The following is a 25,174-nucleotide window of genomic DNA, read 5'->3' as shown; positions in this document are numbered from 1 at the left end:
CCGGGGCGGGGGGGCGCAAACCGCGGCGGGGGTGCGGGGCCTCCCCGGGGCACGCGCGCCCCCCGGGGGGGGGGGGGGCGCCCCCGGGGGGGCCCCCCTCGGCGTGCTCGACTTGCAAGCGCCGGATGCCGATCTGCCGTGGCGCTCCGCTGATCTGAGCGACCCGGCGGTGGTTGCCGCCGCGACCGCCGACCTCGCGGCGATGACGGGGATGCCCGATGTACTCGTGTGCAGCGCGGGCATCAACGCGTCGCATCCGGTTGCCGGGCATCCCGACGAGCTGTGGCGGAAGGTGCTCGATGTCAATCTGTCGGGCACGTTCTACGTAATTCGGGCTTGCCTGCCGATCATGATCGAACGCGGCTGGGGGCGCGTAGTGACGCTGAGCTCCGGCGGCGCGGTGCGTGTACTCGCCGACCGGGCGGCGTACGCGGCGTCCAAGGCTGGGGTCATCGCCCTGACGAAGTCGGTAGCGCAGGAGGGTGCGAAACACGGCGTCACGGCGAACGTGATCGCACCCGGGCTAACCGATACGCCGATGGCGTCGGCGGTCTACGGCGATGGCACACGCGGATCGGTCAGCGACTCCCGCGTAGCCAACCCGATGGGCGTGCTGCTCGAGCCCATCGACATCGCCCACGGCATCGACTACCTGTGCACTCCGGCCGCCCGGTATGTGACCGGGCAGGTGCTGCACATCAACGGTGGCGGCGTGATGTGAGGTGTCAGGTCCGATCGCGAATATCGTCGAGTACGTCCGGCGATATCGCGATCGGATCGATGCCCGCGCGTTCCTGTTGTAAGAGCAGCGAGGACTGGGCATCTCGTTCGCCCCAGCCGCGCTCCATGGCCGCGCTGATCTCGTCGAACACCACATCGCAGATCCGCGTCGGGACGCCGACATCCTGGGTCAGGGCCCGCGCCAGCCGCACATCTTGTAGGCGAGTTGCAGCTGGAAGCTCGGCGGGTCGAATCTGCCTGCCAGGAATCGGGGCGCGATCGCATCGAAGGTGCGCCTGCGACCGGCGGCCCCGAGCGCAGTGCTTCGTAGAGTGCGGCAGGTTCGATTCCGGCCTTGATTCCGACGGTCATCACTTCGGCGCTGACCGCGTTGATCGCGGCGCCGGCGACATTGTGCAACAGCTTCGCGGTGGTGCCCGCGCCGATGTCGCCGATCCGGCTGACGCGATCGGCGAGGTGTTCGAGCACCCAGGAGTGCTGCTCGAACACTGGGGTGTCGCCGCCTGCCCAGATCGCGAGGGTGCCCGCGGCGGCGCCCGCGGGTCCGCCGCTGACCGGTGCGTCGAAGAAGCTGATCCCGCGATTGTCGAGATCGAGGTGCAGCTTCTTAATCAGCTCCAAGGAGTTGGTCGACAGGTCGAACCACACCGAACCTGGCGTGAGGGCCGCCATCACACCCGACGGGTCGTAGGCCACGGCCTCGACTACCGCTGGGGTCGGCAGTGAAGTGAGCAGGATATCGCAGTTGCCTGCGACGATCCCGCGCCAGGACTCGGCCAGGTCGTCGTGCAGATCACCGCGTCCGGGATCTGCGGCAGCGACCTGCACTACTACCGGGCGGAACCGGACCCGCGCACCCGGCAGACCATCGCCGGGCACGAGCCGGCGGGTGTGGTGGTAGCGCTCTGGGCAGGTGTCGACCCTGCCCGGGTCCGGATCGGGGATCGAGTCATGGTGCACCACTACGCGGGGTGCGGTGGCTGTGCGCCGTGCCGGGCGGGCTGGACCCACATGTGTACGAGCGCGCCCGCGACGGTGTACGGCAAGAACGCGCACGGCGCGCGCGCCCTACCTGGCGGTGGCGGCACAATCGGTGTTGCCGATGCCCGACGCGGTGTCGGACCTGGCGGGTGCGGCGATCGGCTGTGGCACCGGAACTGCGTGGGGCGCACTCGATCGCCTCGGTGACGTCGGCGGCGTCGACCTGGTGGTGTTCGGTCAGGGCCCGGTCGGGTTGTCGGTCACCCTGCTCGCCGCCGCCAGGGGAGCGCGCGTGATCGCGGTCGATCTCGCCGATTCTCGATTGGCGCAGGCGCGGACCTTCGGTGCCGCGGACACGATCAACTCCGCCGTCGCCGATCCGGTGCAGGCGATCCGGGAGTTGACCGGTGGTGGCGGCGCGGGTGTGGTGGTCGAGTCCTCCGGTGCCACGGCTGCTGCCACCGCAGCGCTCGAGTCGCTGGCGCCCTGGGGCCGGTTGTGCGCGATCGGGCTGGGTGGTCACGTGGACATCGATGTTCGACGACTGCTCTCGCGCCAGATCACTGTCGCGACGTCCTGGTCACTGTCGAGCGTTCAGCAGCTTCGCTGTGCTGAATTCGTTGCGAGACACGATCTTCCGATCGATCAGCTGTTCAGTCACCGCTGGTCGCTGGCGCAGGCCGTCGAAGCCTGCGTCGAGTTCGACGGTCAGCAGTCCGGCAAGGGGTTTTCGTCTTCTGAGCGCGGCGAACGGCTCAGGCGCCGCCGGACCGGCGGCGCCACCGTTCGACGTGATCGAGCAGCAATGTCGACAGTTCCCGCTCGCGCGGCTGTACGTCAGCGGTGCGCCCGACCAGGGTTACCTCGGCGGCGGCTTTACCGCCCGGCCCACGGACCACCGTGGCCAGCGCGTATCTGGCGCCGCCGTGCAGGGTGTTGTGGGCGATTCCGGTGCGCTTGATGTCGTCGTATTCGCTCAGGAATTCGTCCACGAGGTGAACTTCCTCCTGGCCACGCTTGCGCAGGTACGCATCGCGCTGGTCGGCGGGAAGTTCGGCGAGAAGCGCTTTGCCGCCTGCCGTTTCGAGCAGCCCGCGCCGAATGTTGGTGCGCGCCGCGAAACCTGCCAGCAGGTCGGCACCCGCCTCGGAAACGTAGATTAGGTCTGTCCCCGCCTGCACGCCGAGGAAGACGGTGACCCCTGCCGCGGTGTGCAATTCCTGCAGGTCGGCATCCGTGACAGAGCCCGCCCGCAGGTGTCCACTAGCCAGCGTCAGACCGTGCAGCGCGGGTCCGATATAGAAGCGGGAGTCGGCCTGATGCAGCCAGCCCGCAGCCACCAACCCCCGAATGAATCCGTACACCGAACTCTTCGGGGCGTCGATTGCCCTGGTGAGCTCGGCGAACGTCATCCCTGGGTTGTAGACAACCTCTTCGAGGATCCTGGTCACCCGGTCGATCGTTCGGTGATTCTGCAGTTCGGGTTCACCATTGGGGCCTGTCGCCGCAGCGGTCATGCTGAATCTCGTCCCTTCCCAGTCGCCATGCGGATGATGCCGTGACTCGCCCGGAACCGCAACGCGTTCAGTACGCGAATACAAATCATAGTTCACATACGTGAACGTGCCGGGAGCCGCTCGCGCTGGTGGGTCCTCAAGCCAGCGTAGACACCACGGACTTGACCTCGAGATAGCTGTCGAGGGCTCGCTCGCCGTTCTCCCGACCCCAGCCGGACTGCCGATAACCGCCGGCCGGGAGGTAGACCCCACCTGCCCGATGGACATTGATCCCGACCCGTCCCGCGCGGATCCTGCGCGCGACGGCGTGCCCGACCGAACCGTCGGCGGTCCACACGCTCGCGGCGAGGCCGAACGAGCTGTCGTTGGCGAGTTCGACGGCTTCGTCGACGGTCGAGAACGGCATGACGCCGAGGACGGGGCCGAAGATCTCCTCCCGCATGACCCTCATCGACTGGTCGACATCAGCGAGGACGGTGGGTTCGAAGAAGTAGCCGTCGGTGCCGATCCGTCGACCACCGGTGACCAGCCGTGCGCCCTGTGCCTGCCCGCTCGCCACATAGTCGCTGACCCGGTTGAGCTGCTTGCCCGAGATCAGCGGGCCGAGATCGACATCGGCCTCCGTGCCGTAACCCACTCGCAGGCGACGTCCGTGCGCTGCCACACCCGCGACCACTTCGTCGTAGACCGACTCGTGGACGAACAGTCGAGTGCCCGCCGCGCACACCTGCCCGGTGTTCCAGAAAACCGCACCCGCTACCCCGGGGATCGCTCTGGTCAGATCGGCATCGCCCATGACGATCACCGGTGACTTGCCGCCGAGTTCCAGTTGCAGCTTCTTGAGGTTTCCGGTGGCCGCGTGCACGATCGAGCGGCCCACCTCGGTCGACCCGGTGAAAGCGACGACATCGACATCGGGATGTTCGGCGAGCGTGGCGCCGACGGTGTCGCCCGGCCCGGTGATCACGTTGACCACGCCGTCGGGAACTCCGGCCCGGTGCAGGATCTGACCGAGCCATAGCGCGGTGAGCGGGGTTTCCTCGGCGGGCTTGAGCACGCACGTGCATCCCGCGGCCAGGGCGGGTGCCAGCTTTTTCGACGCCGAGATCAGCGGCGCGTTCCACGGGACGATCATCGCCACCACACCCACCGGCTCGCGCAGGGTGTAGCCCTGGACGCGACGCTCAGCCGGGCCGACATCGACGGTGTGGCCATGGATCTTGTCTGTCCAGCCCGCGTAGTACTGGAACTGATTGGCCGCCTCGTCGACCATAGCGCGAGCCTGCGGAACGGGGATTCCCATGTTCCGGCTCTCCCAGGCGGCCAACTCGTCGGCCTGTTCACGCATCAGTTCGGCGGCGCGCCACAGGATCGCACCGCGTGCCGCCGAAGAGAGTCGAGTCCAACGCTGGTCGTCGAAGGCCCGCCGGGCCGCAGCCACCGCGAGTTCGGCCTCGCGTGGGCCTGCCGTGGTCACCTGAGCGATGACATCGCCGGTGCCGGGATCGTAGGTGGGTGTGGTCTGTCCGGATGCCGATGTCGACCAGGTCCCGTCGATCAACAGCGGGACCGACCCGGTGTGCACGCTGTGTGGAAAATTCCAGGCTGTGTCGAGCGCGCTCATGAGAGTCCTTCCGTTGGCGACCCTAGTCGCCGATTCGTGCTAATTTACGAACTGGAGGTCGGATATACGAACTACGAAACCAGGAGGGCGGCCAGATGTCAACGGCGTTGGAAGGTGCGGACAATGCGGCGGCGAGCGAGGATCGGGGCTGGCGGCGGCTGATCGCGTCGTGCGTGAGTCCGGGGGTGTGGGCGACCGCGATGCCGTTTCCGAGTGTTCTCGGCTATTCCTACTGTTACAGCGTGCGCGTCCTCGGCGGCATTGTCGTGGTCGATCTCGGCTGGGACTCCGACGAGGCATGGCAGGTGTTCCAAGCCGGGCTGCAGCGCGCGGGTGCCGCGCTCGACGAGATCGTCGGAGTCGTGGCCACCCATGTGCATCCGGATCACTATGGTCTCGCCGGACGGATCAAGGCGGACACCGATGCCTGGATCGCGGTGCACGCCGCCGAAACCCAGTACGTTGTCGGCGGCGGGGACCGCGCCGACAAGGCTGAGCAGCTGACCGACTGGCTGCGCGCGTGCGGTGTCCCGCGCAACGACGGACTGGCGGGGGAAGTGACACGACTGGTCACGTCGATGGCCTCGGTGCCGCCGGATGTCGTTCTGGCCGACGGTGATTCAGTTCCCGACACTGACGGCGCGTTGATCGCCGTGCACACGCCCGGCCACACCGCGGGGCACCTGTGCTTCCACGATCGCAGCCGAGGGCTGCTGTTCACCGGTGACCATGTGCTGCCCCGGGTGACCCCGAACGTGTCCAAGCGGCCCGGATCGAGCGCGGATCCACTGGGTGACTTCGTCGATTCGCTGAATCTGTTGCGCGACATCGACGAATCCACGCTTGTGCTACCGGGCCACGAATGGCCGTTCGACAGGTTGAGTGACCGGCTCGGCGTGCTCTCCGAGCACCACGCCCACCGGCTCGGCGAGATCGCGCAGGCCGTCGAGCAGGGGGCTGCCACCGTTTGGGAAGTGGCTAACGCGCTCCGCTGGTCGCGACCGTTCGACCGATTCGACGCGCGAGCGCAGCGCCAGGCGCTGGGGGAGACCTATGCGCACCTGCACCGGCTCGAGCACGACGGTCGACTGGGAACGCGCGTGCGCAACTCGGGCACGATCGAATGGCATGCGCCGCTGGGCAATTAGCCCCGAGCAGGTGGTCGGCGAGGATTGGGACGCCTCGCCGACCTCCTCGATCAGCCGTGCAGCGACTGGTACTCCAGGTAGTCCTCGATGCCGTGGCGACCCATCTCCCGTCCGATGCCCGACAGCTTCAAGCCGCCGTGCGGTGCCCGCATGTCGATCGGTGCACCGTTGATCCGCACCCGGCCAGTCCTGATCCGGCCGGCGACAGCGCGCGCGTGGTCAGGGTCCGCAGCCCAAACTCCGCCCGCGAGACCGTAATCGGTGTCGTTGGCGATCCGGACAGCATCGTCCTCGTCGTCGAACGGAATGATCACTAGCACCGGCCCGAAGACCTCTTCACGAGCAATCCGGTCGTCGTTGGTACCGGAGAAAACCGTGGGGCGAACATAGAATCCGCGATCCAGTCCCTCGGGTCGGTCGAGTCCACCGGCCACCAGGGTGACACCTTTGCCGATGGCGCGCTCGATGTGTGATCGCACCCGATCGTACTGATCGCGGTTGGCCAGCGGACCGAGGTGCGTCGCGCGGTCGGTCGGATCACCGACGATGAAGGATTTCGCGGTCAGCGCGGCCAGGGCTTCGGCTTCGGCCAGTCGATTCCGCGGTACGAGTACCCGGGTGAGCGCACCGCACGCCTGACCGGAATTGCGGAACGCGTCCTGGATGCCGACGGTGATCGCGTGGTCGAGATCCGCGCCGGGCAGGATCACATTGGCGGACTTGCCACCGAGTTCGAGCGCCACCTTCTTGATCGACCGGGCCGCCAGTTCCATCACCCGGCTGCCGGCCCGGACCGAGCCTGTGAGCGACACCATGTCGACGCCGGGATGGGTCACCATCGCCTCGCCGACCTCGGGCCCGGTCCCCGTGACGATATTGAGTACACCCGCAGGCAGCCCGCTCTTCTCGGTGTAGCCGGGCAGCAGGAACGGCGTCAGCGGCGCGACTTCGCTCGACTTCAGTACGACGGTGCATCCGGCCGCGATGGCCGCACCCGCCTTGAGGCACACCGATCGAATTGGGCCGTTCCACGCGGTGATCGCCCCGACGACACCGGCCGGCAGGCGCCGCACCGACGCCGTACCCACTTGCTCCGCCCAGAGAATCTCCGGAAGCGCGTCGGCGAAATTGCGCAGATCCCGCACCGTCATATCCGTGGATGCGCGCTGAGCCCATGTCACCGGCTGACCGATTTCGGCGACGATCGTGTCGGTCACCTCGTCGGCGTTGGCCTCGATCTGATCGGCCCATGCGCGCAGGACCGCTACCCGATCGTCGACAGTGGAGTGGGACCAATCATCGAATGCGACGGTCGCCGCGGAGACCGCGGCGTCGACATCTGCGGTGGTACCGCGGGCCACCTCCGCGATGACTTCTTCGGTCGCTGGATTGACGACCTCGATGACGCTATCGGCGGTGGATTCCTGCCACTGACCACCGACGTAGATCTGAGTTTCCCTTTTCACTGCGGTGTCCTCTTCTGCTCTGGAGCGTTCACATGCCTGGTCACGAGGCCAGCAAGCGCGGATCGATGACCGGTTTGATCTCGCTGAGGTTCTGCATTCCCCGCAGCGCTGCTGTCACGTCGTGCAAGCCGTACCGTGTCGTCATGAGCCGGTCGAAATCGAATTCCTGCTTCGCCTGGCTCAAGAACTGCATCGCTTTCCAATAGTGCGAATCATCGGCCGACATCGACCCGATGATGTCGAGATGGTTCTTCATGATCTTCGCGGGCTGAATCGTCACGTGATGTGGACCGACCTGCCCGCCGACCAGGAACCGACCGCCCCGGCGCACCATGTCGAGACCTTCCGCGAACGCGCTGCCCGCACCGGACCACTCCTGCACGATCTCCGCGCCGTTCCCGCCGGTCAGTTCACGGACTGTGCTGACCCGGGTCTCGGCGTCCGGGGCGTCATCGACCGAGATGAGATCGGTCGCGCCCCACTCACGGGCCAATTCCAGCCGCGCGGCCGGTGCGCCGATCACGATGATGCGCGCTGCGCCCGACCGCTTGGCCAACGCCGTGGCGAACAGTCCTAGCGGTCCCGGCCCCTGGATGACGACGGTCTGCCATGGTTCGATCCGGCCGAGCCGCTCGTACGCGGCGATGACGGTGCGCAGTGCGCAACTGCCCGCCGACGCCCATTCCGGCGCGACGTCATCGGGGACTTTGATTTTGCGCGACGACGGATATACGTAGCAGTACTCGGCGAAGCCACCGACCAGATACGGATGGTTATCGCAGTTGTCGCCATAGTTCCTGCGATGCGAGCACAGGTTCGGCTGGCCGGCGACCGCACAGTGGTAGCAGGTACCGCACCGCCCCTGGGTGAACACGATCCGGTCGCCCATGGCCACCCGGCCGCCGCCGGTGTAGCCGATGTCGTCACCGGCCATCGACACCACCACCCCGGTCATCTCGTGACCCGGCACGACCGGTGGAACGATCGGGCGAACTCCACCCGCGTGCAGGGAACCGTCCCACACATGCACGTCACTGCCGCAGACCGTCGCCGCTTCGATACGGACGAGAAGTGCACCGGGTTCCAGATCGGGGATCGGGAGTTCGCGGACCTCGAGGTCGGCGCCGAATTCGGTGATCACCGCAGCGCGGCTCGTCGCGGGAATGTCGAAGTTGGCTGTCATTTCCCCGCTCCCGTCGTCGCTGTGGTCGACGCCTTGACTTCGGCTCGTTCGAGCGCTGTGCGCCAAGCGTCGACGACCAATCCGCCTGCGTCGCCGTTCTTTTCGCGTTGGTCGATCCACCGCTGCCTGGCCTCGAGCAGCATCGGATCCAGCACGGCGAGCTGCTCCGCGGTCAACTCGTAGTAATCGACATCGCCCTTCGTCTTCTCCATGCCGAGCTCGCGCTGCTTGACGGTCGCCGCGGCCGCCGACGCCATAGCCACGGTATTGGCCTCATCCATGGCCTTCTGCACATTCGCGGGCAGCCCATCGAAAACGTCCTGCGATACGGCCATCACCACAAGAGAGGCGCCGATGCGCGCGTTGGTGGTCGCGGAATCGATCACCTCGTCGAAGCGATACGGGAGAATGGATTCCAGGGTATTCACCGCGCTGTCGACGGTTCCACGCTGCAGCGCTTCATATTCCTCCGCCCCTGGAATGTTGACCGAGGCGCTGCCCATGATCGCCAGCGCCGCCAGCGCCACGGACTCGAACACGCGCTCGGTCAGCCGCAGTGCTCGGTCGGACTCGCGTTGCCAGCGAGGCCCTGGTTCTCCGCCGGACGGAGGTACCGGCAAAGCCATGCTTACGACCATCTCACCGCCGCCCGTCGAGTTCGTATATACGGTCAGTTGTTCTCATGTTGGAACACATTAGGCGTGATGGCAGTCACAGGTCAAGGCCTCCCCGGCTGGCCCCGCTGCATTCGCCGCCTATCGATCTTGTTGTTTTCGCAGGTGGGGACACTACTTGACGTGGGATGTGGATCATGCGTACCGTGTTCGTAATCAAGTCCAACTATCCGGATATAGAAACACGGTGGTTCGATGACCGCCTACGACCCACCCCACGCACTCGCAGAATCACCTTCTGCGGCAACGGCATCCACCGCCGACGCGCCGCCGAACACCATGCCTAAGGTGGCCTTCGCCAGCTTCATGGGCACGGTGATCGAGTTCTACGATTTCGGGATCTACGGCACAGCTGCTGCGCTCGTCTTCGCCCACGCGTACTTCCCCGCCCTCGGTGAATCGACCGGCACGATCGTCTCGTTCGCGACGCTGGGCGTGGCGTTCGTCGCCAGGCCGGTCGGCGCAGTGCTGTTCGGGCATTTTGGTGATCGGCTCGGGCGGAAGAAGACCCTCGTGGCGACGATGAGCCTGATGGGCATCGCCACCGTGCTCATCGGCCTGCTCCCGACGTCCGCGTCGATCGGCATCGTGGCACCGGTGGCCTTGATCCTGCTGCGGACCGCACAGGGCATGGCGGCAGGTGGCGAGTGGGCGGGGCGCGGCCTTGTTCACCGCCGAGAACGCCCCGAAGGAGTCGCGCGGATTCTGGTCCGCGTTCACGCCGTTGGGCGGGGCTGTGGCGAACATTCTCGCGCTCGCGACCTTCCTGCTCACCAGCACGGTCATGAGCGACGGCGATTTCGCGGCTTGGGGCTGGCGGGTGCCGTTCCTCATCAGCATCGTCCTGGTCGCGTTCGGTCTGTACGTGCGGTTGAGTTTGGAGGAGACGCCGGTCTTCGAGCAGGAGGGCGACCGTCACGATCGCAGCTCGCTGTCGTTCAAGGACGCGGTGAGCAATCAGTGGCGCGAGATCCTGATCGGCGCGGGCGCGCTGGTGTTCTCCTTCGCGTTCGGCTACATCAGCATCGCCTACCTCACCAACTACGGCACCGCGACCCTCGATCTGAGCTACGCGGCCGTGCTCGGCGCGGGCATGATCGGCAACGTCATCAACGGGCTGTCGATGGTGTCCGCGGCCGCGCTCTCCGATCGCATCGGGCGGCGCAAGGTCCTCATCGGCACCTGCGTCGTCAGTATCCCGTGGGGCTGGTGCTGTTCCCGATTCTGGACACCGAGTCGGTTGCCGCGTTCTGCCTCGGGGTGGCCGGGACGTTCGGCATCGCGGGCCACGGGTTCGGCATCGCGGGCGCGTTCCTGTCGGAGCTGTTCCACACCCGCTACCGCTACACCGCGGCTGGGCTGGCCTACAGCGGTGCGGCCATCGTCGGCGGCGCGTTGCCGCCGGTCCTCGCGACGGGCATGATCGATCGGTTCGGTAGTTTCAGCTTCGGAGTGCTGCTCGCCGGCTACAGCGTGGTGAGCCTGTTCTGCTCGATCGCCGTGTGGGAGACACGCGGCACCGACCTCAGTGCGGATCCCACCGTAGGAGGCGAGAAGACATGGCGCTGACCATCACCGCGTTGTCCACCGGCCGAGCCCTCGGCCTCCAGCGACCAGCCAACACCTACCTGCGTGGGCGGGGCCGGACGATCGATGTCCCGCTGATCATGTTCGTGATCGAAGGGGGTCCGGACGGCCCGACCGTCGTCGACACCGGGGCCGACGCTTCCGGCGGCGAACCGTTCCACAACCTCAGGGTGGAACAGACCGACGACGAGCGGCCCGACGCCGCCCTGCGCACGCTCGGCATCGACCCGGGCGACGTCGCCACCGTGATCAACACCCACCTGCACTGGGACCACAGCTCCAACAACCACCTATTTCCCAATGCGCGCGTCGTCCTGCAGCAGCGTGAACTCGATTTCGCGCGCGATCCGGTGTGATGGCACCGACGCCAGTTCGAGATGATCAACGATCTGCGACCTGCCTGGATGCGGGCCGAAGATCAGATCTTCGCGGTGGACGGTGACGTCACCCTTGCCCCCGGAAGTTCGGTGGTCACGCTGCCCGGCCACACGCCCGGATCACAAGGTGTCCTGGTCGAGGCGGCCTCGACTCGCTATCTCATCGCGGGTGACTGCGTGTATATCTACGAGAACTGGGCCCGTGACGCCGAGGTAGCCCATATCCCGGCGGGTCTCTACACCGACCTGGTCGCCTACGAGCAGAGTCTGCGCCGGATCGAGACTTTCGACTGCGAAGTGATCCCAAGCCACGACCCGCTGGTGATCGAGCGGCGGGTGTTCGATTGACCGTCGATCCCGCGTCCTACGAGGTCCACGCACTGCACTACTCGTCACGGCCCACCACAGCCGCCGCCAAGTTCTACCTGACCCGCCCGCGCGTGATCTGAGTGAATCGCCCGATGACCGGGCGGGAGTAACTGGTGATCAGTGTAAAGACAGGTCCTCCCTCATGTGGCGGGACGTACGTAATGTCCGAGTAAAGGACGCCTCGAGTCCGAGCCTGACTGCCGACGTCGTCGGCGCGTCGGCGCAATAAGCCGACCGACACGATAGGGGCCACCGCCCGATGCCAGACACATCACGTAGGAAATTCTTCGCGCTGACCGGGCTGGCACTGGCCGGTGTGGCGGCTGCCGGATGTTCTTCGAGCGGAATGCCGTGGAGCGGTGGCGAGGATGTGGCGCTCGACCGCGCTGTGGACGGCGCACGCACCCTAGTCGCGTACTTCTCGCTGCCGTTGACCGATGATCCGAACGGGATGAACGAGGACGAGGCGAACAGCACGCATGTCGTCGACGGACAAGTCCTCGGCAATACTCAGTTTGTCGCGCAACTGATTCAAGCCCGGCTGGGCGCCGACATCTTCCGAATCGAGACCGTGGAACCCCTCCCGCTCGACTTCGGGGTTCTCGAACAGCAGGCGCTGCGGGAACAAGAGTCCGGCGCTCGGCCGGAATTGAAGGCGCTCATCCCGAACCTGGCGGACTACGACGCCGTCTTCATCGGCTACCCGATCTATTGGTACGACATGCCGATGCCCGTGTACACCTTCCTGGAAAAACACGACTTCGGCGGCAAGGCCGTCATTCCGTTCACCACCCACGGCGGTAGTCGACTCTCCGGAACCGTCGAGATCATCGCCGACAAGCTGGCGAACTCGACGGTGGTCAGCGATGCGTTCACGATCTCGCGCGACGACATGAACGACGCCGAATCCGAAGTCCGCAGCTGGCTCGCCGGCATGGTCTGAGGACGCACGTGAGCACGAAACTCAAGAAGCCAATTCTGATCGTTGTCGCTGTTCTGGTCATGCTGGTGTGCGTTTACGACAATCTGCAGAATGTGCGTGCCTTCGCCCTGGGTTCGCCCGTGTCGGTCAGTCAGGGTGTGGCATGAATCTGCTGCGCACACTCGCATTCTGGAGCTGCGCGGTCATTTTCCCACTGCCGCTGATATTCACCTATTACTCGATGGCCAGGGAGCCCGAGCAACTCAGGTTCTACATCGTCATCGGCCTCACCGCCTATTCGTGGTGGCTGCTGTCCATCTTGCTGAGTGTCCGGTCGAGACGGCTCGAGCGGATCGTCGGTCTGCCCGCGATCTACGGTCTGCACGGCATGCTCGGTCTGGCCGCGGTGTCCATGGCGTTCGTTCATCGCGACAATTCCTACTCCGGAAACCAGCTGGCGATCTTCCTGGGGGACTGGGCGTTCTATCTGGCGCTCGGAGTGCTCTGCTTCTCGGTGTTCTTCCTGAGCGGCTGGCTCGTCGACCGGGTGACAGTGCTCCTGAAAGCCAAACAGGTACTCGAAGTCGTCTTCCGGCACCAGTTCTCAGTCTGGGTTCATCGGCTGAATCTCGTTGTGGTGGGGATGATCTGGTTGCACGCGCACCAACTCATCCGGGTCAACCAGTACTTCCCGTTCATGGTCTTGCTCGACCTCTACACGGTGACGGTGCTGAGCGTCTACGCCTGGCGCAAGTGGATCGCGCCGGACAGCTACCTCGCGGGCGCGGTTATCGCCAACGAACCGGAGCACGGCACTCGCAAGGTGTCGGTGGAACTCGATGCCGAAGCGGCCGAGGTACGGCCGGGCGACTTCTTCTTCCTGCGTGTCGAAGGTGAATCCGGGGTGAGTAGGGAATGGCATCCGTTCTCGGTGACCGACGACGATCAGCGGACCTTGAAGTTCACGATCCGTCAGCACGGCGATTTCACCCGCAAGCTCACCGACGTTCCGGTGGGCGCCCGGGTGCGCTTCGAGGGACCGTACGGGCGCTTCGAATCCCTCGTCCAGAAACACGACGAGCAGGCCCCGCTGGTGTTGCTCGGAATGGGTGCAGGCGTCGCGCCACTGCTCAGCCTGGCCGCCGCCCATCACACCACGCGAAACATCCACCTGCTGTGGGCCGTTCGCAGCGAAGAGGATGCCTACTATCGCGACACCCTCGAGAAATACCAGGCCGCGGCCGACGGTCGCATGCAGGTGAACATCAGTGTCGGACGATTCCACCGCGAAAACCTCACAGAATTGCTCCCGAAACAGACCCTGGCCGAAGGTGCCTTCTTTGTGGTCGGCCCGAACCCGGCCGTGCTGGCCAATCAGCGCCTACTACGCCGAATGGGCGTCTCTTCACGACGAATTCATCAGGAACAACTCACCATGTGAAGGCAGGAAACATGCCAGGAGAAAACGGAATCAACCTCAGTCGACGTGGTCTGCTGGCGGCAGCCGGAATTGTCGCCGCCGTACCACTCGTCGGGACGGCGTGCGCACAATCGTCAGAACCCGCACCCGCGTCGAATGACAACGGCACCGCGACGTTGACCCAGCGACGCAAGCTCCGCGATCTCGCGGTGTCCGCGGTCGGTTTGGGCGTGCAGAACATGAGCCGCACCTATCAGACGACGTTGCCCAACCGGTCGGATATGCACAAGATCATCCGATCCGCCTACGACGACGGGGTGACCTTCTTCGATGCCGCCGAGGCCTATGGTCCGCACAAGGTGGAGCGAATTCTGGGTGAAGGTGTCGCGCCGTTCCGCGACGAGATCGTGATCGCGACCAAGTTCGGTTGGGACATCGATCAGGAAACCGGACAGCGGCGCAGCGGCCAGACCAATTCCCGCCCGGATCACCTCAGACGCGTCGTCGACGGCATGCTTCGGCGTCTGAACACCGACCGGATCGACCTGCTCTACCAACACCGGGTCGACCCACAGGTGCCGATCGAGGATGTGGCGGGTGTGGTCAGGGAACTGAAGGACCAAGGCAAGGTGCTGAACTGGGGCCTGTGCGAAATGGGTCCCGACACCTTGCGGCGCGCCAACGCCGCCCTGCCGGTGACCGCGGTACAGAGCGAATACTCGATGCTGTGGCGTGGACCGGAGCAGACGGTACTCGGCATCTGCGAGGAACTCGGGATCGGATTCGTGCCGTGGAGCCCGCTCGGCGTCGGCTTCCTCACCGGCGCGATCGATGCGAATACGCGCTTCGCCCAAGGCGACATCAGGGGCATCGAGAGCCGCTTCTCCCCGGAGAACCTGCCGCGCAACCTGGCGTTGGTCGACCTGCTGAAGAATTGGGCGGCCCGCAAACAGGCCACCCTCGGACAGATCGCGCTCGCCTGGCTGCTGGCCCAGAAGCCATGGATCGTTCCCATTCCAGGTACGACGCAGATGGCACACATGCTCGAGAACAACGGGGCCGCCTCGGTCGAGTTCAGCGCGGCCGAAATCGCTGAGTTGACTGCGGCGGTCGCGGCGATCCAGGTCCAGGGTGCTCGGTTGCCCGACGCGGTGCAGGTGTTCTCCGATGTCGAGGCACCGCCCAAGGCGTAGTCAGTCGGTGACGGGCCATTGCACGGTGACGGGCTCGAGGAATTCGCGGATCCCCGCTTCCCCGCGTTCGCGGCCGACTCCGCTCGTCTTCCATCCGCCGTTGGGTGCGTCGGTGCGGGTCGGGCCGCCGCCGTTGACGGTCACGAGGCCGACGTCGAAGCGGTCGGCGATGGCAAGGGCCTCGTCGACCGGGCCGAAGAGGCTGGCATGCAGCCCGAAGGACGAGTCGTTGGCGATGGCGATGGCGTTCTCGATGGTTTCGTAGGGCTGCAGGGTCGCGACGGGGCCGAAGATCTCCTCCTGGTTGATGCGCGCGTCGTTCGGAAGTCCTCCGATCAGCGTGGGGCGCACCCACCATCCACCGTCGGTGTCGGGCAGTGCACCCTCCGCGATGATCGTGCCGCCGTCCTCGATCGCGGAGTCGATGTACTCCTGGACGCGTGCGCGGTGAGGTTCACTGATGACAGGTCCGACGAGATTCGACGCGTCTCGGGGATCGCCGACGCGGACCGTCGCGTAGTACTCGCGGCTGGCCTCGATGAACTCCTGCATGCGGTCCTGCTGCACGAGGATTCGCGTCGGAGACGCGCAGCCCTGCCCCGCATTACGCAGGTAGCGGGAATGAATGGGCCCGGCAACCTGCGCCGGATCCGCCGATGGCAGCACGATTGCGGCGGACTTGCCGCCCAGCTCGAGCACGACGTCGCGCAGTCCGTCGGCCGCGCTCTTCATCACCGCGGTCCCGGCCGGAACCGATCCGGTGAAGCTGACCTTGGCGACTCGCGGATTCCGGATGAGCCCCTGGGCGATGTCGACGCCGCCCGCGATCGAGCTCACCGCTCCCGCCGGCAGACCGGCTTCGTCGGCCCACTTCGCGAACTCGAGCAGGATCAGCGGTGAGTGTGGCGACGACAGCATGACGCTCGGGCAGCCCGCCGCGAAAGCCGAACCCACCTTCATCGCAGCGAACATGAGCGGATAGTTGTAGGCGGCGATGGCGGCGACGACACCCACCGGCCGATAAATGACCTTGGCTTCGTTCGGCGGCGGGCCATCCTGCCGTCCGAGGTACTCCGTACGGTCGATCAATGCGGACTCGGCGGAGAAGCGAAGAACCCTGAGCGGAGAATCCAGGTGCAGTCCCGGAGCCGTGGACAGCGGGGTTCCCACCTCCGCGATCGTGAGGTCGAGGATTTCGTCCTTGCGGGCTTCGATGATGTCCGCAAGCCGGTGCAGAGCGGCGCTGCGTTCCTCGGGTGAGCCCAACTTACCGACCGCCGAGTCTGCGGCAGCAACTGCGTGTTCGACCTGGTCGAGCGATGCGGCCCGAACTTCGGCGATCACCTGTCCGGTCGCCGGATTGGTGACCGAGATGGTCTCGCCCTGTCCGCGCTCGTAGGAATCGCCGATCTTGAGGTCGTAATCGGTCTTCACGGTGCTGTTCATGGTGCTCAAACGCCTTCCGGGGGGGAGGGGCAGATTTTCGAGGGCTTCGCGTCGCCAGCGACGATCAGCGGGCTATTCGGTGATTCTTCCCGCTTGCAACTCAGCGATGCATACTATACACATAGTTTAGGAAGTCCCGAGATGCCGGTCACAGTCCGGGGCCATGTGGAGCGAGTGTCTCCGACCCGAAGAACGCGATCCGCCGCAGCACACCGAGAACAACCCGAGGAGTCGTTTCCTATGCGTATGAAGGCCGCCGTCATGGTCGAGCAGGGGCTGCCGCAGCCATTTGCCGCGAGCAAGCCGTTTCATATCGAAGAGGTGGATCTCGACGGGCCGTACCAGGGTGAGGTGCTCGTCGAGGTGAGCGCAGCCGGTGTCTGTCATTCCGACCTGTCGGTCGTCGAAGGGCAGCGCAAGCGGACTGTCCCGGTCGTCGGTGGCCACGAAGGCGCCGGGATCGTTCGTGAGGTCGGCTCCGGCGTCGTCGGTCTCGAGCCGGGCGACCACGTGGTCATGTCCGCCGCCGGAGGGTGCGGGCAGTGCCGGTACTGCACCGCGGGGCGTCCGGGAATCTGTGACCGGATCGGCGTTAGTCGATCCCAGGGTCTGCTGCCCAACGGCGAACGCCGACTGAGCTTGCGCGGTGAGCCGTTGTACCACTACAGCGGCGTTTCATGTTTCGCCCAGTACGCGGTGACGACACCCGGCAGCCTGGTCAAGATCGACAAGGACATCCCGCTCGATGTCGCCGCCATCTTCGGCTGTGCGGTCGTCACCGGTGCCGGAGCTGTGATCAACGCGGCACGTGTCCGCCCCGGCGACGCCGTCGCCGTCGTCGGTCTCGGCGGCGTCGGGCTGACATCGGTGATGGCGGCAAAGGCGTCCGGAGCGTCCATCATCATCGGAATCGATCTGCTGGACGGCAAGTTCGATATCGCCGAAGAACTGGGATGCACGCACACATTCAATGCCGCCGACCCGGAACTTGTCGCCAAGATCCGTGATCTCACCGCTGGCGGTGTCGATTTCGCATTCGAGCTGACCGCGAATCAGAACGCCATGAACGCCGCATTCGACTACACCCGCAAGGCCGGCGAGATCGTGTGCGTCGGGGTGGGTCGTGCCGACTCCCGCCTCGAATTCCTCAACACTCGACTGGTGTCCGAGGACAAGGTGATTCGCGGGGCAATGCTCGGTTCGGGTGTCGCCGAGCGCGACATCCCCCGGTATCTGGGTCTCTTCCGTGACGGAAAGCTTCCGGTCGACAAACTCCAGTCGAGCGCTATCACTTTCGACGACCTGAACGAGTCCTTGGATCATCTCCACAGCGCCACCGTGATCCGCCAGATGCTCGATCCGCACGCCTGATCGCACCGCAGACTACTGAAGGGAAACGATCCAATGATCATCAAAAAGGAAATCTTCATCGACGGTGAGTGGACCGCGCCCGCTTCCGAGACCGACCCCATCGTCGTCCAGAACCCGGCGACCGACGAATACATCGCGCAGGTACCGACGTGCGGTGCCGAAGACGTCGACCGAGCGGTGAAAGCCGCGAGCGCGGCGTTCAGTGGATGGTCGACCACCACGGTTACCGAACGCGTCGAATACTTCCACCGCCTCCACGAGATCGCTTTGCGCCGCGAGGAGGAAATCCTTCGCACCATCGTCAGCGAGATCGGACATCCGATCGAGCGTGCCCGCGTCAACCAGACCGGTGCCGGTATCGCCGATCTCGGCATGCTTGCGGAGTACCTTGGCGACATCACCTGGGAAGAGAAGCTCGGTGAGACCCGGATCCGGCGTGTTCCAGCAGGTGTGGTCGCCGCGATCACGCCATGGAACGCGCCGCTGCGCGCCATCGCGATCAAGGCCGGTGCGGCCATGGCTGCGGGCTGCACGGTGGTCCTCAAGGGCAGTGAAATCGCGCCGTTGACGTCCTTCATCTTCGCCGAAATGGTCGAGGAGGCAGGTTTTCCGCGCGGTGTGTTCAACCTGGTCTCCGGTTCCGGCTCGGAGGTCGGCGAGCCCATGGCCACGCATGACCTCGTCGAGCTGGTTTCACTCACCGGCTCGGTTCGCGCCGGCAGCCGGGTGATGGAGCTCGCCGCACGGTCGGTCAAGCGTGTCGCGCTCGAGCTCGGCGGTAAGTCGGCCAACATCATCCTTCCCGATGCGGATCTCGCGCACGCGGTCGACGTGGGTATCGAGGATGCGTTCCGTTCGTCCGGCCAGGTGTGCGGTGCGCTGTCGCGGATGCTGGTTCCCGCCTCGCGTGTCGACGAAGTGAAAGAGCTTGTGGCGCAGAAGGTGAACTCCTTCGTCGTCGGTGACCCGTTCGATTCCGCGTCGCAGCTCGGCCCGGTGGCATCCGAGGCGCAGCGCGCTCGCGTCGAGGCCTACATCCAAAAGGGAATCGACGAGGGGATGACCCTCCTCGCGGGAGGAACCGGACGACCCGATGGCCTCGACACCGGTTCCTACGTTCGTCCCACGGCATTCCTCGGCACCAATGAGCACACGCTGGCCCGGGAGGAGATCTTCGGGCCCGTGCTAACGGTCATCCCGTTCGAGGACGACGGGGATGCGGTCCGGATCGCCAACGATTCTCAGTACGGTCTGGCGGGCGCGGTCTGGTCGGGAAACCAGGAACGCGCACTCGCGGTGGCGGAGCAGATCCGCACGGGGCGCGTGCGGGTCAACGGTGCGCCGGTGGACAAGCGGGCTCCGCACGGTGGCTTCAAGCTCTCGGGAATCGGGCGTGAGCAGGGCCGAATCGGTATCGAGGAGTTCCTGGAGTACCAGACGCTGTCGATCTGACGGCGAAATTCTGCGTGATGGTGCAGGGTTCTTGACCCTACATAAATAGGCGCATAGTATGTCTATATAAGCCCCGGTGTCATCTGTCCGCGACGTGAACCGCTGTTGCGGCAACAGATCGCCCCATGAGAATCGAAATCAAGGAGGCCCTGACATGACGGCTCTCGAAGGCGTCCGGGTCGTAGATCTGGGCCAGTTCTATTTCGCCCCCTACGCCACCATGTTGATGGCACGCATGGGAGCCGAGGTCATCAAGGTCGAGGCCCCGGCCGGAGATCCGTATCGTCGACTGCCGACGGCGGACGAGGAGGGTGCTTCCGTTCAGTTCCACCTCCTCAACGCGGGCAAGCGGATGATGCGGCTCGACCTCAAGAGCGAGGAGGGCCGGGCAGTCTTCCGCGACCTGATGAAGAACACCGATATCCTGGTCCAGAACCTCTCGCCCGGTGCGATGGAACGGTTCGGTCTCGACTTCGAGTCACTCTCGGCGGAGAACCCCCGACTGATCATGGCTTCAGGCACGGGTTTCGGGTCCTTCGGGCCGCTGGCGGGCAGGCCCGCGATGGACCTCACGGTCCAGGCGCGGTCCGCGATCATGAGCACCACCGGGTTCGATGAGGGACCGCCGCTGCGCACGGGTCCCTCGGTCGTCGACTTCATGGGATCGGCCCACCTGTTGTCCGGTGTGCTCGCGGCGCTCTATCACCGTGAGCACACCGGCAAGGGGCAGCATGTCGAGGTCGCGCTGCAGGACGCGATCATTCCCAGCCTTGCGTCGAATATCGCCGGCTACGTGCACAGCGGTGGAACCATCCCCGAGCGAACCGGCAACCGCAACGGCGGGCTCGCGGTATCGCCGTACAACGCGTACCAGACCAAGGACGGGTGGATCGCGCTGATCTGCCCGACCGATGCGCACTGGACGCGACTGCGGGCCCTGATGAACGAACCGGCGGCCGACGAGGGTCGCTTCGACACCATGGCCGGGCGGTGCGCCGACATGGACGACCTCGACGCCGTCGTCGGCCGGTGGACTGCGGGCAAACTCAAAGACGAGCTGTCCGCCCAGCTGGAAAACGCGCAGATACCGAATGCTCCCGTGGTCACGCTCGGCGAGCTGCTGGTCGACCCGCACGTCGAAGAGCATGGCGTCGTCCGGTGGCTCGACGATGACAAAGGACGCTTCATCACCTTCGGGAATCCGATCTTTCTGTCGCAATCCGCGACCGTCCAACCCACCCGTGTCGGTCCGCTGGGGCGCGACACCGAGAACATCCTCTCCGAGGAGCTCGGCTACTCCACCGACCATATCGAGCGCCTTCGCAGCTCGGGTGCCATCTAGCAGAAAGGGGCCAACGCATGGCCGTGACCATGGAGCTTGTGGAGCGGATCCGGCAGCACGTCGGTGACACCTCCCACCCCATCCGGGCGACCATCGACCCGCTCATGTCGCAGCGGTACGCACGCGCGATCGGTGAGACCGACCAACTGTACTTCGACGAAGAGTACGCGAGGTCGAAAGGTTATGCCGGACTGGTTGTTCCGCCGAACTGCCTGCCGTCCTACATGGACTGGACCGACGGCGGACCAGAGGAGGATCTGCGGATCGACGGTACGCCCGTGGCCGAGATGCAGTGGATCCCCACAGAAGGCGTACGGATTATGGGAGGCGGCGAGGAGATGTTCTTCCACGCCCCGCTCATCGCCGGAACCGAGGTGATTCTCACCGAGGAACTCGAGGACATCGCCGCGCGTGAATCCAAGTCCGGGCTGATGTTCGTTATCCGCATCCGTCATCGGTACGTGACCGCAGACGGAGAACTCATCATGACTTCTGTGAGGACGGTGCTCGGCCGATGACGACGACCGCAGTCAACAATATCGAGCGGTTCGCCGACGATATCGAGGTCGGGGACGCGATCCCCGCGGTGATCCACCGCCCGACCGAAGTCCAGTTGTTCCGATACTGCGCGGTCACGTGGAACGCTCACCGCATCCACTTCGACGCGGCCTACGCCGAGTCCGAGGGCTACCCGAACGTTCTCGTACAGTCCCACCTGCACGGAGCGTTCTTCACCAGCCTGTGCACGGGATGGGCGGGCGAACACGGAGATCTGCGCCGACTCCAGTACTCGGTTCGTCGTTTCGCTTGCCCCGGAGATCTTCTGGCGGTTCGGGGTACGGTCGAGTCCATCGATGATTCGGTCGATGGCGGCGTGCTCGTGCGGGTAGAACTGCGCGAGGTGCGCGAATCCGACGGTGCCGATTGCGCCATCGGTGACGCTGACATCTTCCTTCCGCACCGCTCGGCCGTCGCCGGTGGAGAGGGTGAGAAGCGATGACCGCGGCGTTGCGCATCGGTAACGTCTCCGGCTTTTACGGCGACCGCTTGTCCGCTGCCCGGGAGATGCTCGAGGGTGGTGACATCGACGTTCTCACCGGCGACTACCTGGCCGAGCTCACCATGTACATCCTGTGGAAAGCCAAGGGCGCGGGTCGTCCCGGGTATGCGTCGACGTTCCTGACGCAGATGAAAGAGGTTCTCGGGACCTGCGTAGACCGCGGTATCAAGATCGTTGTCAACGCAGGTGGACTCGATCCGAAGGCGCTGGCCGACGCGATCCGAGACCTGGCTGCCGAGAAGAATGTCTCTCCGGCCATCGCCTATATCACCGGTGACGACCTCATGCCCCGGTTGGATGAGCTCCGCGAGGCTGGAGTCGACTTCCAGAACATGGATACCGGCGAGGTCCACGGCGAGAGCTCACCGACCCCGGCGACCGCGAACGCCTACCTCGGTGCGCGCGGGATCGCTCACGCGCTGAGCGCCGGCGCCGATATCGTCATCTGCCCTCGTGTCACCGACGCGTCGCTGGTAGTCGGTCCGGCGATGTGGAAATTCGGTTGGGACATGGCCGATTACGACCGCCTAGCGGGCGCGGTGGCTGCCGGTCACGTCATCGAATGTGGTGCTCAAGCCACCGGCGGTAACTATGCTTTCTTCGAGGAGATCGAGAACCCGATCCGCCCGGGCTTCCCGATCGCGGAGATCTACCCCGACGGCTCCTCGACGATCACCAAGCACGAGGGCACCGGCGGACTGGTCTCGGTCGGCACCGTCACCGCTCAGCTGGTGTACGAGGTGGGCGAACGTAACTACCTCAACACCGATGTGACGCTCGATCTCGGTTCGATCGAGCTGACACAGGAAGGGCCCGATCGGGTTCGGCTGTCGGGTGTCCGGGGGCAGGCTCCGCCGTCCACCGTGAAGGTGACGATGAATTGCGTCGGTACCTACAACCAATCGATGACATTCGCCATCCCCGGCGACGATGTCGAGGCGAAGGCCGCGCTGGCGCAAGCAGGAATGCTCGAGGCGCTCGGGGGAGCCGCGCAATTCGATTCGGTGGACTTCCGGCTTGTCCGTACCGACCAGCCCGGCGCGACACTCAACGAGCTCTCCGTCGCCAAACTCGTTGCGAAGTTCTCGTCCTACGACAAGGACAAGCTCGGGCGCCGGATCTTCGATGCGGCGATGAGTCTCGCGCTCTCCAGCTATCCCGGGATCTACTTCCAGGACGAGAAGCAGCAGCGCCCCACCCAGACCGGATTGGCCTGGCCGTGCCTGGTTCCGCAGGAGCTGATCACCGAGCGGGTGGTGCTGCCCAACGGTTCGACCGCGGAGTTCCCTGGTTCCGAGAAGAAGACTGCCCAACCCGCGGTGTTCGTTGCGGAAGCACCCGGCACCGATGTTCCGGAGGGACCGACCGAGACGGTCTCGCTCGGAAAGGTTTTCGGCGCCCGGTCCGGAGACAAGGGCGCGCATGCCAACGTCGGAATCTGGGGTCGATCCGACACGGCGTACGCATGGCTTCGTGAGCACCTGACCGTCGAGGCCTTCCTCGGTATCTTCCCCGAGGCCGCAGGTCACGAAGTCCTCCGAGTCGAGCTACCGAATCTCAAGGCGGTGAACTTCCTGATCCGGGGGCTTCTCGGTGGCGGCGCTGCCTCCGGGGGACGGTTCGACCCACAGGCCAAGGGGTTGGCCGAGTTCATCAGAAGCCGGCAGGTCGACCTGCCCAGGTCGCTATTGGAGGAGCAGAACCGATGAGTATCTTCATGACGAAGCCGTGGCTGAAGTGCTCCGCCGACGAACTGGCCGATGCGCCGGTCCAGACCGGCGTGTACGAGATCGGAGACGCCGACGGAACGGTGATCGACATCGGGTTCGCCGGTGCCACCGAGCCGTTCGGTCTTCGATCCAAGCTCACTGCTCTAGCGAGTGAGTACGCGGTCGAAGGAATGCAGTTCCGCTACGAGATCAACGTCCAGTACATCAGCCGCTACACCGAACTCGTCCTCGCGCACCGGTCCCGGTTCGGCGAGCTGCCACCGAAGGTCGCCGAACGTGGCGAGGAGTTCCGCGGACGTCTCGCGATCGACAACTGATCCGAACGCAGTCGATCACCGAGCATCTGATCGAAAACCGTTAGATCCGAATAGCTTAGGAGTTGGAATATGTTTGAAATCACCGATGAACAGCAGGATCTGCTGAGCATGGTCGGGGGGTTCGTCCGGGATACGATCCGCCCCCTCGAAGACACCCTCGACCCCGACTGCACCGGTGTACCCAAGGACGATTACGAACGGCTCGTGTCGAAGACCAAACAGATGGGGTTGTACAACCTCGACCTGCCAGAGAAGGAAGGCGGACCGGGCATCGACCTGGTCACCCGTTGTCTGCTTGCGATCGAGATGTCGCAGCACCGCGCCGGCCTCTACGCGCCGTGCTTCGAAGCCTTCGGCCACACCGGCCAGATCCCGCTGCTGTCCGCATGGGCAACTCCGTACCAGCGTGAGAAGTACCTGCAGCCGTCCATCACGGGGGAGAAGCGCGCGTGCTTCGCGCTGTCCGAGCCCTCCGGCGGTAGCGACCCCGGCCGCAACATCCGCACCAAAGCCGTCAAGGACGGCAACGAGTGGGTAATCAACGGCAGCAAGCTGTGGATCAGCTTCGCGCACGAAGCCGAGTTCGCCCTCGTGTTCGCTCGCACCGGTGGCCCCGGCCGTGACGGCATCACGTGCTTCATCGTCGATACCGACACTCCCGGATTCAACGTGCACCGCATCGTCCACACGATGCGTTCGACCGACCCCGGCACCGAGCTTCAGCTCGAGAACGTCCGCGTTCCAGAGGAGAACATCCTCGGTGAGATCGGTAAGGGCTTCTACCTTGCGAACGAGCGCCTGACCCGCAACCGGATCCCGTACAGCGCGGGCACGATCGGTCTCGCTCTTCGCGCTCAGGAAATGACCATCGAGTGGACGAAGATGCGGGAGTCGTTCGGCAAGCGCCTCGCCGATCATCAGGGCGCGAACTGGATGCTCGTCGAGAACGAGCAGGACATCCGTCAGGCGACCCTGATGGTGCTCAACGCGGCCGCTGCTGCCGACTCGGGCCGCCCGTTCCGGACCGAGGCGGCCTTGGCGAAGATCGCCGCGACCGAGGCGTCCTTCCGTGTGGTCGACCGTTGCATCCAGCTCCACGGTGGCCTCGGCGTTTCCCGTGAACTGCCGCTAGAGCGTTGGTTCCGCGAGCTGCGAATCCGCCGGATCGGTGAGGGCGCGACGGAGATCCAGAAGATCATCGTGGGCCGCGATCTGATCAACAACCCGTACCGGTTCTTCTTGACCAGGAAGTGA

General features: G+C 65.2%; 22 protein-coding genes and 4 pseudogenes. 18 read left to right on the top strand and 8 right to left on the bottom strand.

The genetic code is table 11. The features are described from left to right. Positions 1 to 103: 103 nt before the first annotated feature. Positions 104 to 721: an SDR family NAD(P)-dependent oxidoreductase gene (locus ACFWPX_RS01685; RefSeq protein ID WP_378924979.1), complete on the top strand. Its 618-nt coding sequence runs from the start codon at positions 104 to 106 to the stop codon at positions 719 to 721. A gap of 4 nt (positions 722 to 725) precedes the next feature. Here the strand turns inward: ACFWPX_RS01685 and ACFWPX_RS01680 are convergent, their stop codons facing one another. Beyond that, positions 726 to 932 carry a hypothetical protein gene (locus ACFWPX_RS01680; protein ID WP_378926151.1) on the bottom strand — a complete coding sequence of 69 codons (207 nt, stop codon included), beginning with the start codon at positions 930 to 932 and terminating at the stop codon, positions 726 to 728. A 307-nt stretch (positions 933 to 1,239) separates the two neighbouring features. Next, a pseudogene (locus tag ACFWPX_RS01675) lies at positions 1,240 to 1,437 on the bottom strand (NAD(P)-binding domain-containing protein); the annotation flags it as partial. Positions 1,438 to 1,527: 90 nt separating this feature from the next. Here ACFWPX_RS01675 and ACFWPX_RS01670 point away from each other — a divergent pair. Further along, entirely contained in the window at positions 1,528 to 1,929 is a 402-nt protein-coding gene (locus ACFWPX_RS01670) for an alcohol dehydrogenase catalytic domain-containing protein (RefSeq protein WP_378924977.1), read from the top strand. Then, positions 1,844 to 2,257: pseudogene (locus ACFWPX_RS01665) on the top strand (zinc-binding dehydrogenase); the annotation flags it as partial. The gene ACFWPX_RS01670 and the pseudogene ACFWPX_RS01665, both read left to right, overlap by 86 nt. 220 nt (positions 2,258 to 2,477) lie before the next feature. Here the strand turns inward: ACFWPX_RS01665 and ACFWPX_RS01660 are convergent. Further along, positions 2,478 to 3,239, bottom strand: coding sequence for an IclR family transcriptional regulator (locus tag ACFWPX_RS01660; RefSeq protein WP_378924975.1), 762 nt, complete (start codon positions 3,237 to 3,239; stop codon positions 2,478 to 2,480). 136 nt (positions 3,240 to 3,375) lie between these two features. Beyond that, a complete protein-coding gene (locus ACFWPX_RS01655) occupies positions 3,376 to 4,863 on the bottom strand; it encodes an aldehyde dehydrogenase family protein (RefSeq protein WP_378924973.1) in 1,488 nt (495 codons plus the stop codon). A gap of 95 nt (positions 4,864 to 4,958) precedes the next feature. Between ACFWPX_RS01655 and ACFWPX_RS01650 the strand changes: the two genes are divergently transcribed. Beyond that, positions 4,959 to 6,011, top strand: a complete 1,053-nt coding sequence (locus ACFWPX_RS01650) for an MBL fold metallo-hydrolase (RefSeq protein ID WP_378924971.1) — start codon at positions 4,959 to 4,961, stop codon at positions 6,009 to 6,011. A 50-nt stretch (positions 6,012 to 6,061) separates the two neighbouring features. On the opposite strand, the gene ACFWPX_RS01645 is transcribed toward ACFWPX_RS01650, so the two are convergent. Genes ACFWPX_RS01645 through ACFWPX_RS01635 form a run of 3 tightly spaced genes read right to left on the bottom strand, consistent with a single transcriptional unit; the run spans position 6,062 to position 9,187 of the window. Beyond that, the gene (locus ACFWPX_RS01645; RefSeq protein WP_378924969.1) at positions 6,062 to 7,477 is read right to left on the bottom strand and encodes an aldehyde dehydrogenase family protein; all 1,416 of its coding nucleotides are present in this window, start codon (positions 7,475 to 7,477) and stop codon (positions 6,062 to 6,064) included. Between the two features lie 40 nt (positions 7,478 to 7,517). Continuing rightward, the gene (locus tag ACFWPX_RS01640; RefSeq protein ID WP_378924967.1) at positions 7,518 to 8,660 is read right to left on the bottom strand and encodes a zinc-binding dehydrogenase; all 1,143 of its coding nucleotides are present in this window, start codon (positions 8,658 to 8,660) and stop codon (positions 7,518 to 7,520) included. Then, positions 8,657 to 9,187 (bottom strand): hypothetical protein, encoded by a 531-nt coding sequence (locus tag ACFWPX_RS01635; RefSeq protein ID WP_378924965.1) that lies wholly within the window; start codon positions 9,185 to 9,187, stop codon positions 8,657 to 8,659. The genes ACFWPX_RS01640 and ACFWPX_RS01635 overlap by 4 nt, the downstream gene beginning before the upstream one ends. Before the next feature lie 342 nt (positions 9,188 to 9,529). Here ACFWPX_RS01635 and ACFWPX_RS01630 point away from each other — a divergent pair. The 6 genes and pseudogenes from ACFWPX_RS01630 to ACFWPX_RS01605 all read left to right on the top strand — a co-directional run bounded on the left by ACFWPX_RS01630 (position 9,530) and on the right by ACFWPX_RS01605 (position 15,202). Further along, a pseudogene (locus ACFWPX_RS01630) lies at positions 9,530 to 10,903 on the top strand (MFS transporter). Further along, positions 10,894 to 11,646: pseudogene (locus tag ACFWPX_RS01625) on the top strand (N-acyl homoserine lactonase family protein). The pseudogenes ACFWPX_RS01630 and ACFWPX_RS01625 overlap by 10 nt, the downstream one beginning before the upstream one ends. 280 nt (positions 11,647 to 11,926) lie before the next feature. Beyond that, on the top strand, positions 11,927 to 12,610 hold the full coding sequence (locus tag ACFWPX_RS01620) for a flavodoxin (RefSeq protein WP_378924963.1): 684 nt from the start codon (positions 11,927 to 11,929) through the stop codon (positions 12,608 to 12,610). An 8-nt stretch (positions 12,611 to 12,618) separates the two neighbouring features. Further along, the gene (locus tag ACFWPX_RS01615; RefSeq protein WP_378924961.1) at positions 12,619 to 12,756 is read left to right on the top strand and encodes a hypothetical protein; all 138 of its coding nucleotides are present in this window, start codon (positions 12,619 to 12,621) and stop codon (positions 12,754 to 12,756) included. After that, positions 12,753 to 14,030 (top strand): FAD-binding oxidoreductase, encoded by a 1,278-nt coding sequence (locus ACFWPX_RS01610; RefSeq protein ID WP_378924959.1) that lies wholly within the window; start codon positions 12,753 to 12,755, stop codon positions 14,028 to 14,030. Before ACFWPX_RS01615 ends, ACFWPX_RS01610 begins: the two co-directional genes overlap by 4 nt. 11 nt (positions 14,031 to 14,041) lie before the next feature. Continuing rightward, a complete protein-coding gene (locus ACFWPX_RS01605; protein WP_378924958.1) occupies positions 14,042 to 15,202 on the top strand; it encodes an aldo/keto reductase in 1,161 nt (386 codons plus the stop codon). Here the strand turns inward: ACFWPX_RS01605 and ACFWPX_RS01600 are convergent, their stop codons facing one another. Continuing rightward, positions 15,203 to 16,648 (bottom strand): aldehyde dehydrogenase family protein, encoded by a 1,446-nt coding sequence (locus ACFWPX_RS01600; protein ID WP_378924956.1) that lies wholly within the window; start codon positions 16,646 to 16,648, stop codon positions 15,203 to 15,205. A 240-nt stretch (positions 16,649 to 16,888) separates the two neighbouring features. Here ACFWPX_RS01600 and ACFWPX_RS01595 point away from each other — a divergent pair, with 240 nt between their 5' ends. From ACFWPX_RS01595 to ACFWPX_RS01560, 8 genes are all read left to right on the top strand, one after another. Continuing rightward, positions 16,889 to 18,019: a zinc-binding dehydrogenase gene (locus ACFWPX_RS01595; RefSeq protein WP_378924954.1), complete on the top strand. Its 1,131-nt coding sequence runs from the start codon at positions 16,889 to 16,891 to the stop codon at positions 18,017 to 18,019. Between the two features lie 33 nt (positions 18,020 to 18,052). After that, positions 18,053 to 19,471, top strand: coding sequence for an aldehyde dehydrogenase family protein (locus ACFWPX_RS01590; RefSeq protein ID WP_378924952.1), 1,419 nt, complete (start codon positions 18,053 to 18,055; stop codon positions 19,469 to 19,471). A 154-nt stretch (positions 19,472 to 19,625) separates the two neighbouring features. Next, positions 19,626 to 20,813, top strand: a complete 1,188-nt coding sequence (locus ACFWPX_RS01585) for a CaiB/BaiF CoA transferase family protein (RefSeq protein ID WP_378924950.1) — start codon at positions 19,626 to 19,628, stop codon at positions 20,811 to 20,813. 17 nt (positions 20,814 to 20,830) lie between these two features. Continuing rightward, the gene (locus ACFWPX_RS01580) at positions 20,831 to 21,331 is read left to right on the top strand and encodes a MaoC family dehydratase N-terminal domain-containing protein (RefSeq protein ID WP_378924948.1); all 501 of its coding nucleotides are present in this window, start codon (positions 20,831 to 20,833) and stop codon (positions 21,329 to 21,331) included. Then, positions 21,328 to 21,813 (top strand): acyl dehydratase, encoded by a 486-nt coding sequence (locus ACFWPX_RS01575; RefSeq protein WP_378924946.1) that lies wholly within the window; start codon positions 21,328 to 21,330, stop codon positions 21,811 to 21,813. The genes ACFWPX_RS01580 and ACFWPX_RS01575 overlap by 4 nt, the downstream gene beginning before the upstream one ends. Further along, on the top strand, positions 21,810 to 23,582 hold the full coding sequence (locus tag ACFWPX_RS01570; protein ID WP_378924944.1) for an acyclic terpene utilization AtuA family protein: 1,773 nt from the start codon (positions 21,810 to 21,812) through the stop codon (positions 23,580 to 23,582). The genes ACFWPX_RS01575 and ACFWPX_RS01570 overlap by 4 nt, the downstream gene beginning before the upstream one ends. Beyond that, positions 23,579 to 23,920 (top strand): hypothetical protein, encoded by a 342-nt coding sequence (locus ACFWPX_RS01565; protein WP_378924942.1) that lies wholly within the window; start codon positions 23,579 to 23,581, stop codon positions 23,918 to 23,920. Before ACFWPX_RS01570 ends, ACFWPX_RS01565 begins: the two co-directional genes overlap by 4 nt. A 69-nt stretch (positions 23,921 to 23,989) precedes the next feature. Beyond that, positions 23,990 to 25,174 (top strand): acyl-CoA dehydrogenase family protein, encoded by a 1,185-nt coding sequence (locus ACFWPX_RS01560; protein WP_378924940.1) that lies wholly within the window; start codon positions 23,990 to 23,992, stop codon positions 25,172 to 25,174.

The organism is Nocardia sp. NPDC058518 (assembly GCF_042719655.1).
GTDB lineage: Bacteria > Actinomycetota > Actinomycetes > Mycobacteriales > Mycobacteriaceae > Nocardia.
The sequence above is the reverse complement of the archived record's forward strand: the minus strand, read 5'-3'. Positions and strand labels throughout refer to the sequence as shown.

Excerpts from the sequence above, each read along its gene's own strand:
- ACFWPX_RS01660 (WP_378924975.1), bottom strand. The coding sequence starts at position 3,239 with ATGACCGCTGCGGCGACAGGCCCCAATGGTGAACCCGAACTGCAGAAT.
- ACFWPX_RS01655 (WP_378924973.1), bottom strand. The coding sequence starts at position 4,863 with ATGAGCGCGCTCGACACAGCCTGGAATTTTCCACACAGCGTGCACACC.
- ACFWPX_RS01650 (WP_378924971.1), top strand. The coding sequence starts at position 4,959 with ATGTCAACGGCGTTGGAAGGTGCGGACAATGCGGCGGCGAGCGAGGAT.
- ACFWPX_RS01640 (WP_378924967.1), bottom strand. The coding sequence starts at position 8,660 with ATGACAGCCAACTTCGACATTCCCGCGACGAGCCGCGCTGCGGTGATC.
- ACFWPX_RS01620 (WP_378924963.1), top strand. The coding sequence starts at position 11,927 with ATGCCAGACACATCACGTAGGAAATTCTTCGCGCTGACCGGGCTGGCA.
- ACFWPX_RS01610 (WP_378924959.1), top strand. The coding sequence starts at position 12,753 with ATGAATCTGCTGCGCACACTCGCATTCTGGAGCTGCGCGGTCATTTTC.
- ACFWPX_RS01605 (WP_378924958.1), top strand. The coding sequence starts at position 14,042 with ATGCCAGGAGAAAACGGAATCAACCTCAGTCGACGTGGTCTGCTGGCG.
- ACFWPX_RS01600 (WP_378924956.1), bottom strand. The coding sequence starts at position 16,648 with ATGAACAGCACCGTGAAGACCGATTACGACCTCAAGATCGGCGATTCC.
- ACFWPX_RS01595 (WP_378924954.1), top strand. The coding sequence starts at position 16,889 with ATGCGTATGAAGGCCGCCGTCATGGTCGAGCAGGGGCTGCCGCAGCCA.
- ACFWPX_RS01590 (WP_378924952.1), top strand. The coding sequence starts at position 18,053 with ATGATCATCAAAAAGGAAATCTTCATCGACGGTGAGTGGACCGCGCCC.
- ACFWPX_RS01585 (WP_378924950.1), top strand. The coding sequence starts at position 19,626 with ATGACGGCTCTCGAAGGCGTCCGGGTCGTAGATCTGGGCCAGTTCTAT.
- ACFWPX_RS01580 (WP_378924948.1), top strand. The coding sequence starts at position 20,831 with ATGGCCGTGACCATGGAGCTTGTGGAGCGGATCCGGCAGCACGTCGGT.
- ACFWPX_RS01575 (WP_378924946.1), top strand. The coding sequence starts at position 21,328 with ATGACGACGACCGCAGTCAACAATATCGAGCGGTTCGCCGACGATATC.
- ACFWPX_RS01570 (WP_378924944.1), top strand. The coding sequence starts at position 21,810 with ATGACCGCGGCGTTGCGCATCGGTAACGTCTCCGGCTTTTACGGCGAC.
- ACFWPX_RS01565 (WP_378924942.1), top strand. The coding sequence starts at position 23,579 with ATGAGTATCTTCATGACGAAGCCGTGGCTGAAGTGCTCCGCCGACGAA.
- ACFWPX_RS01560 (WP_378924940.1), top strand. The coding sequence starts at position 23,990 with ATGTTTGAAATCACCGATGAACAGCAGGATCTGCTGAGCATGGTCGGG.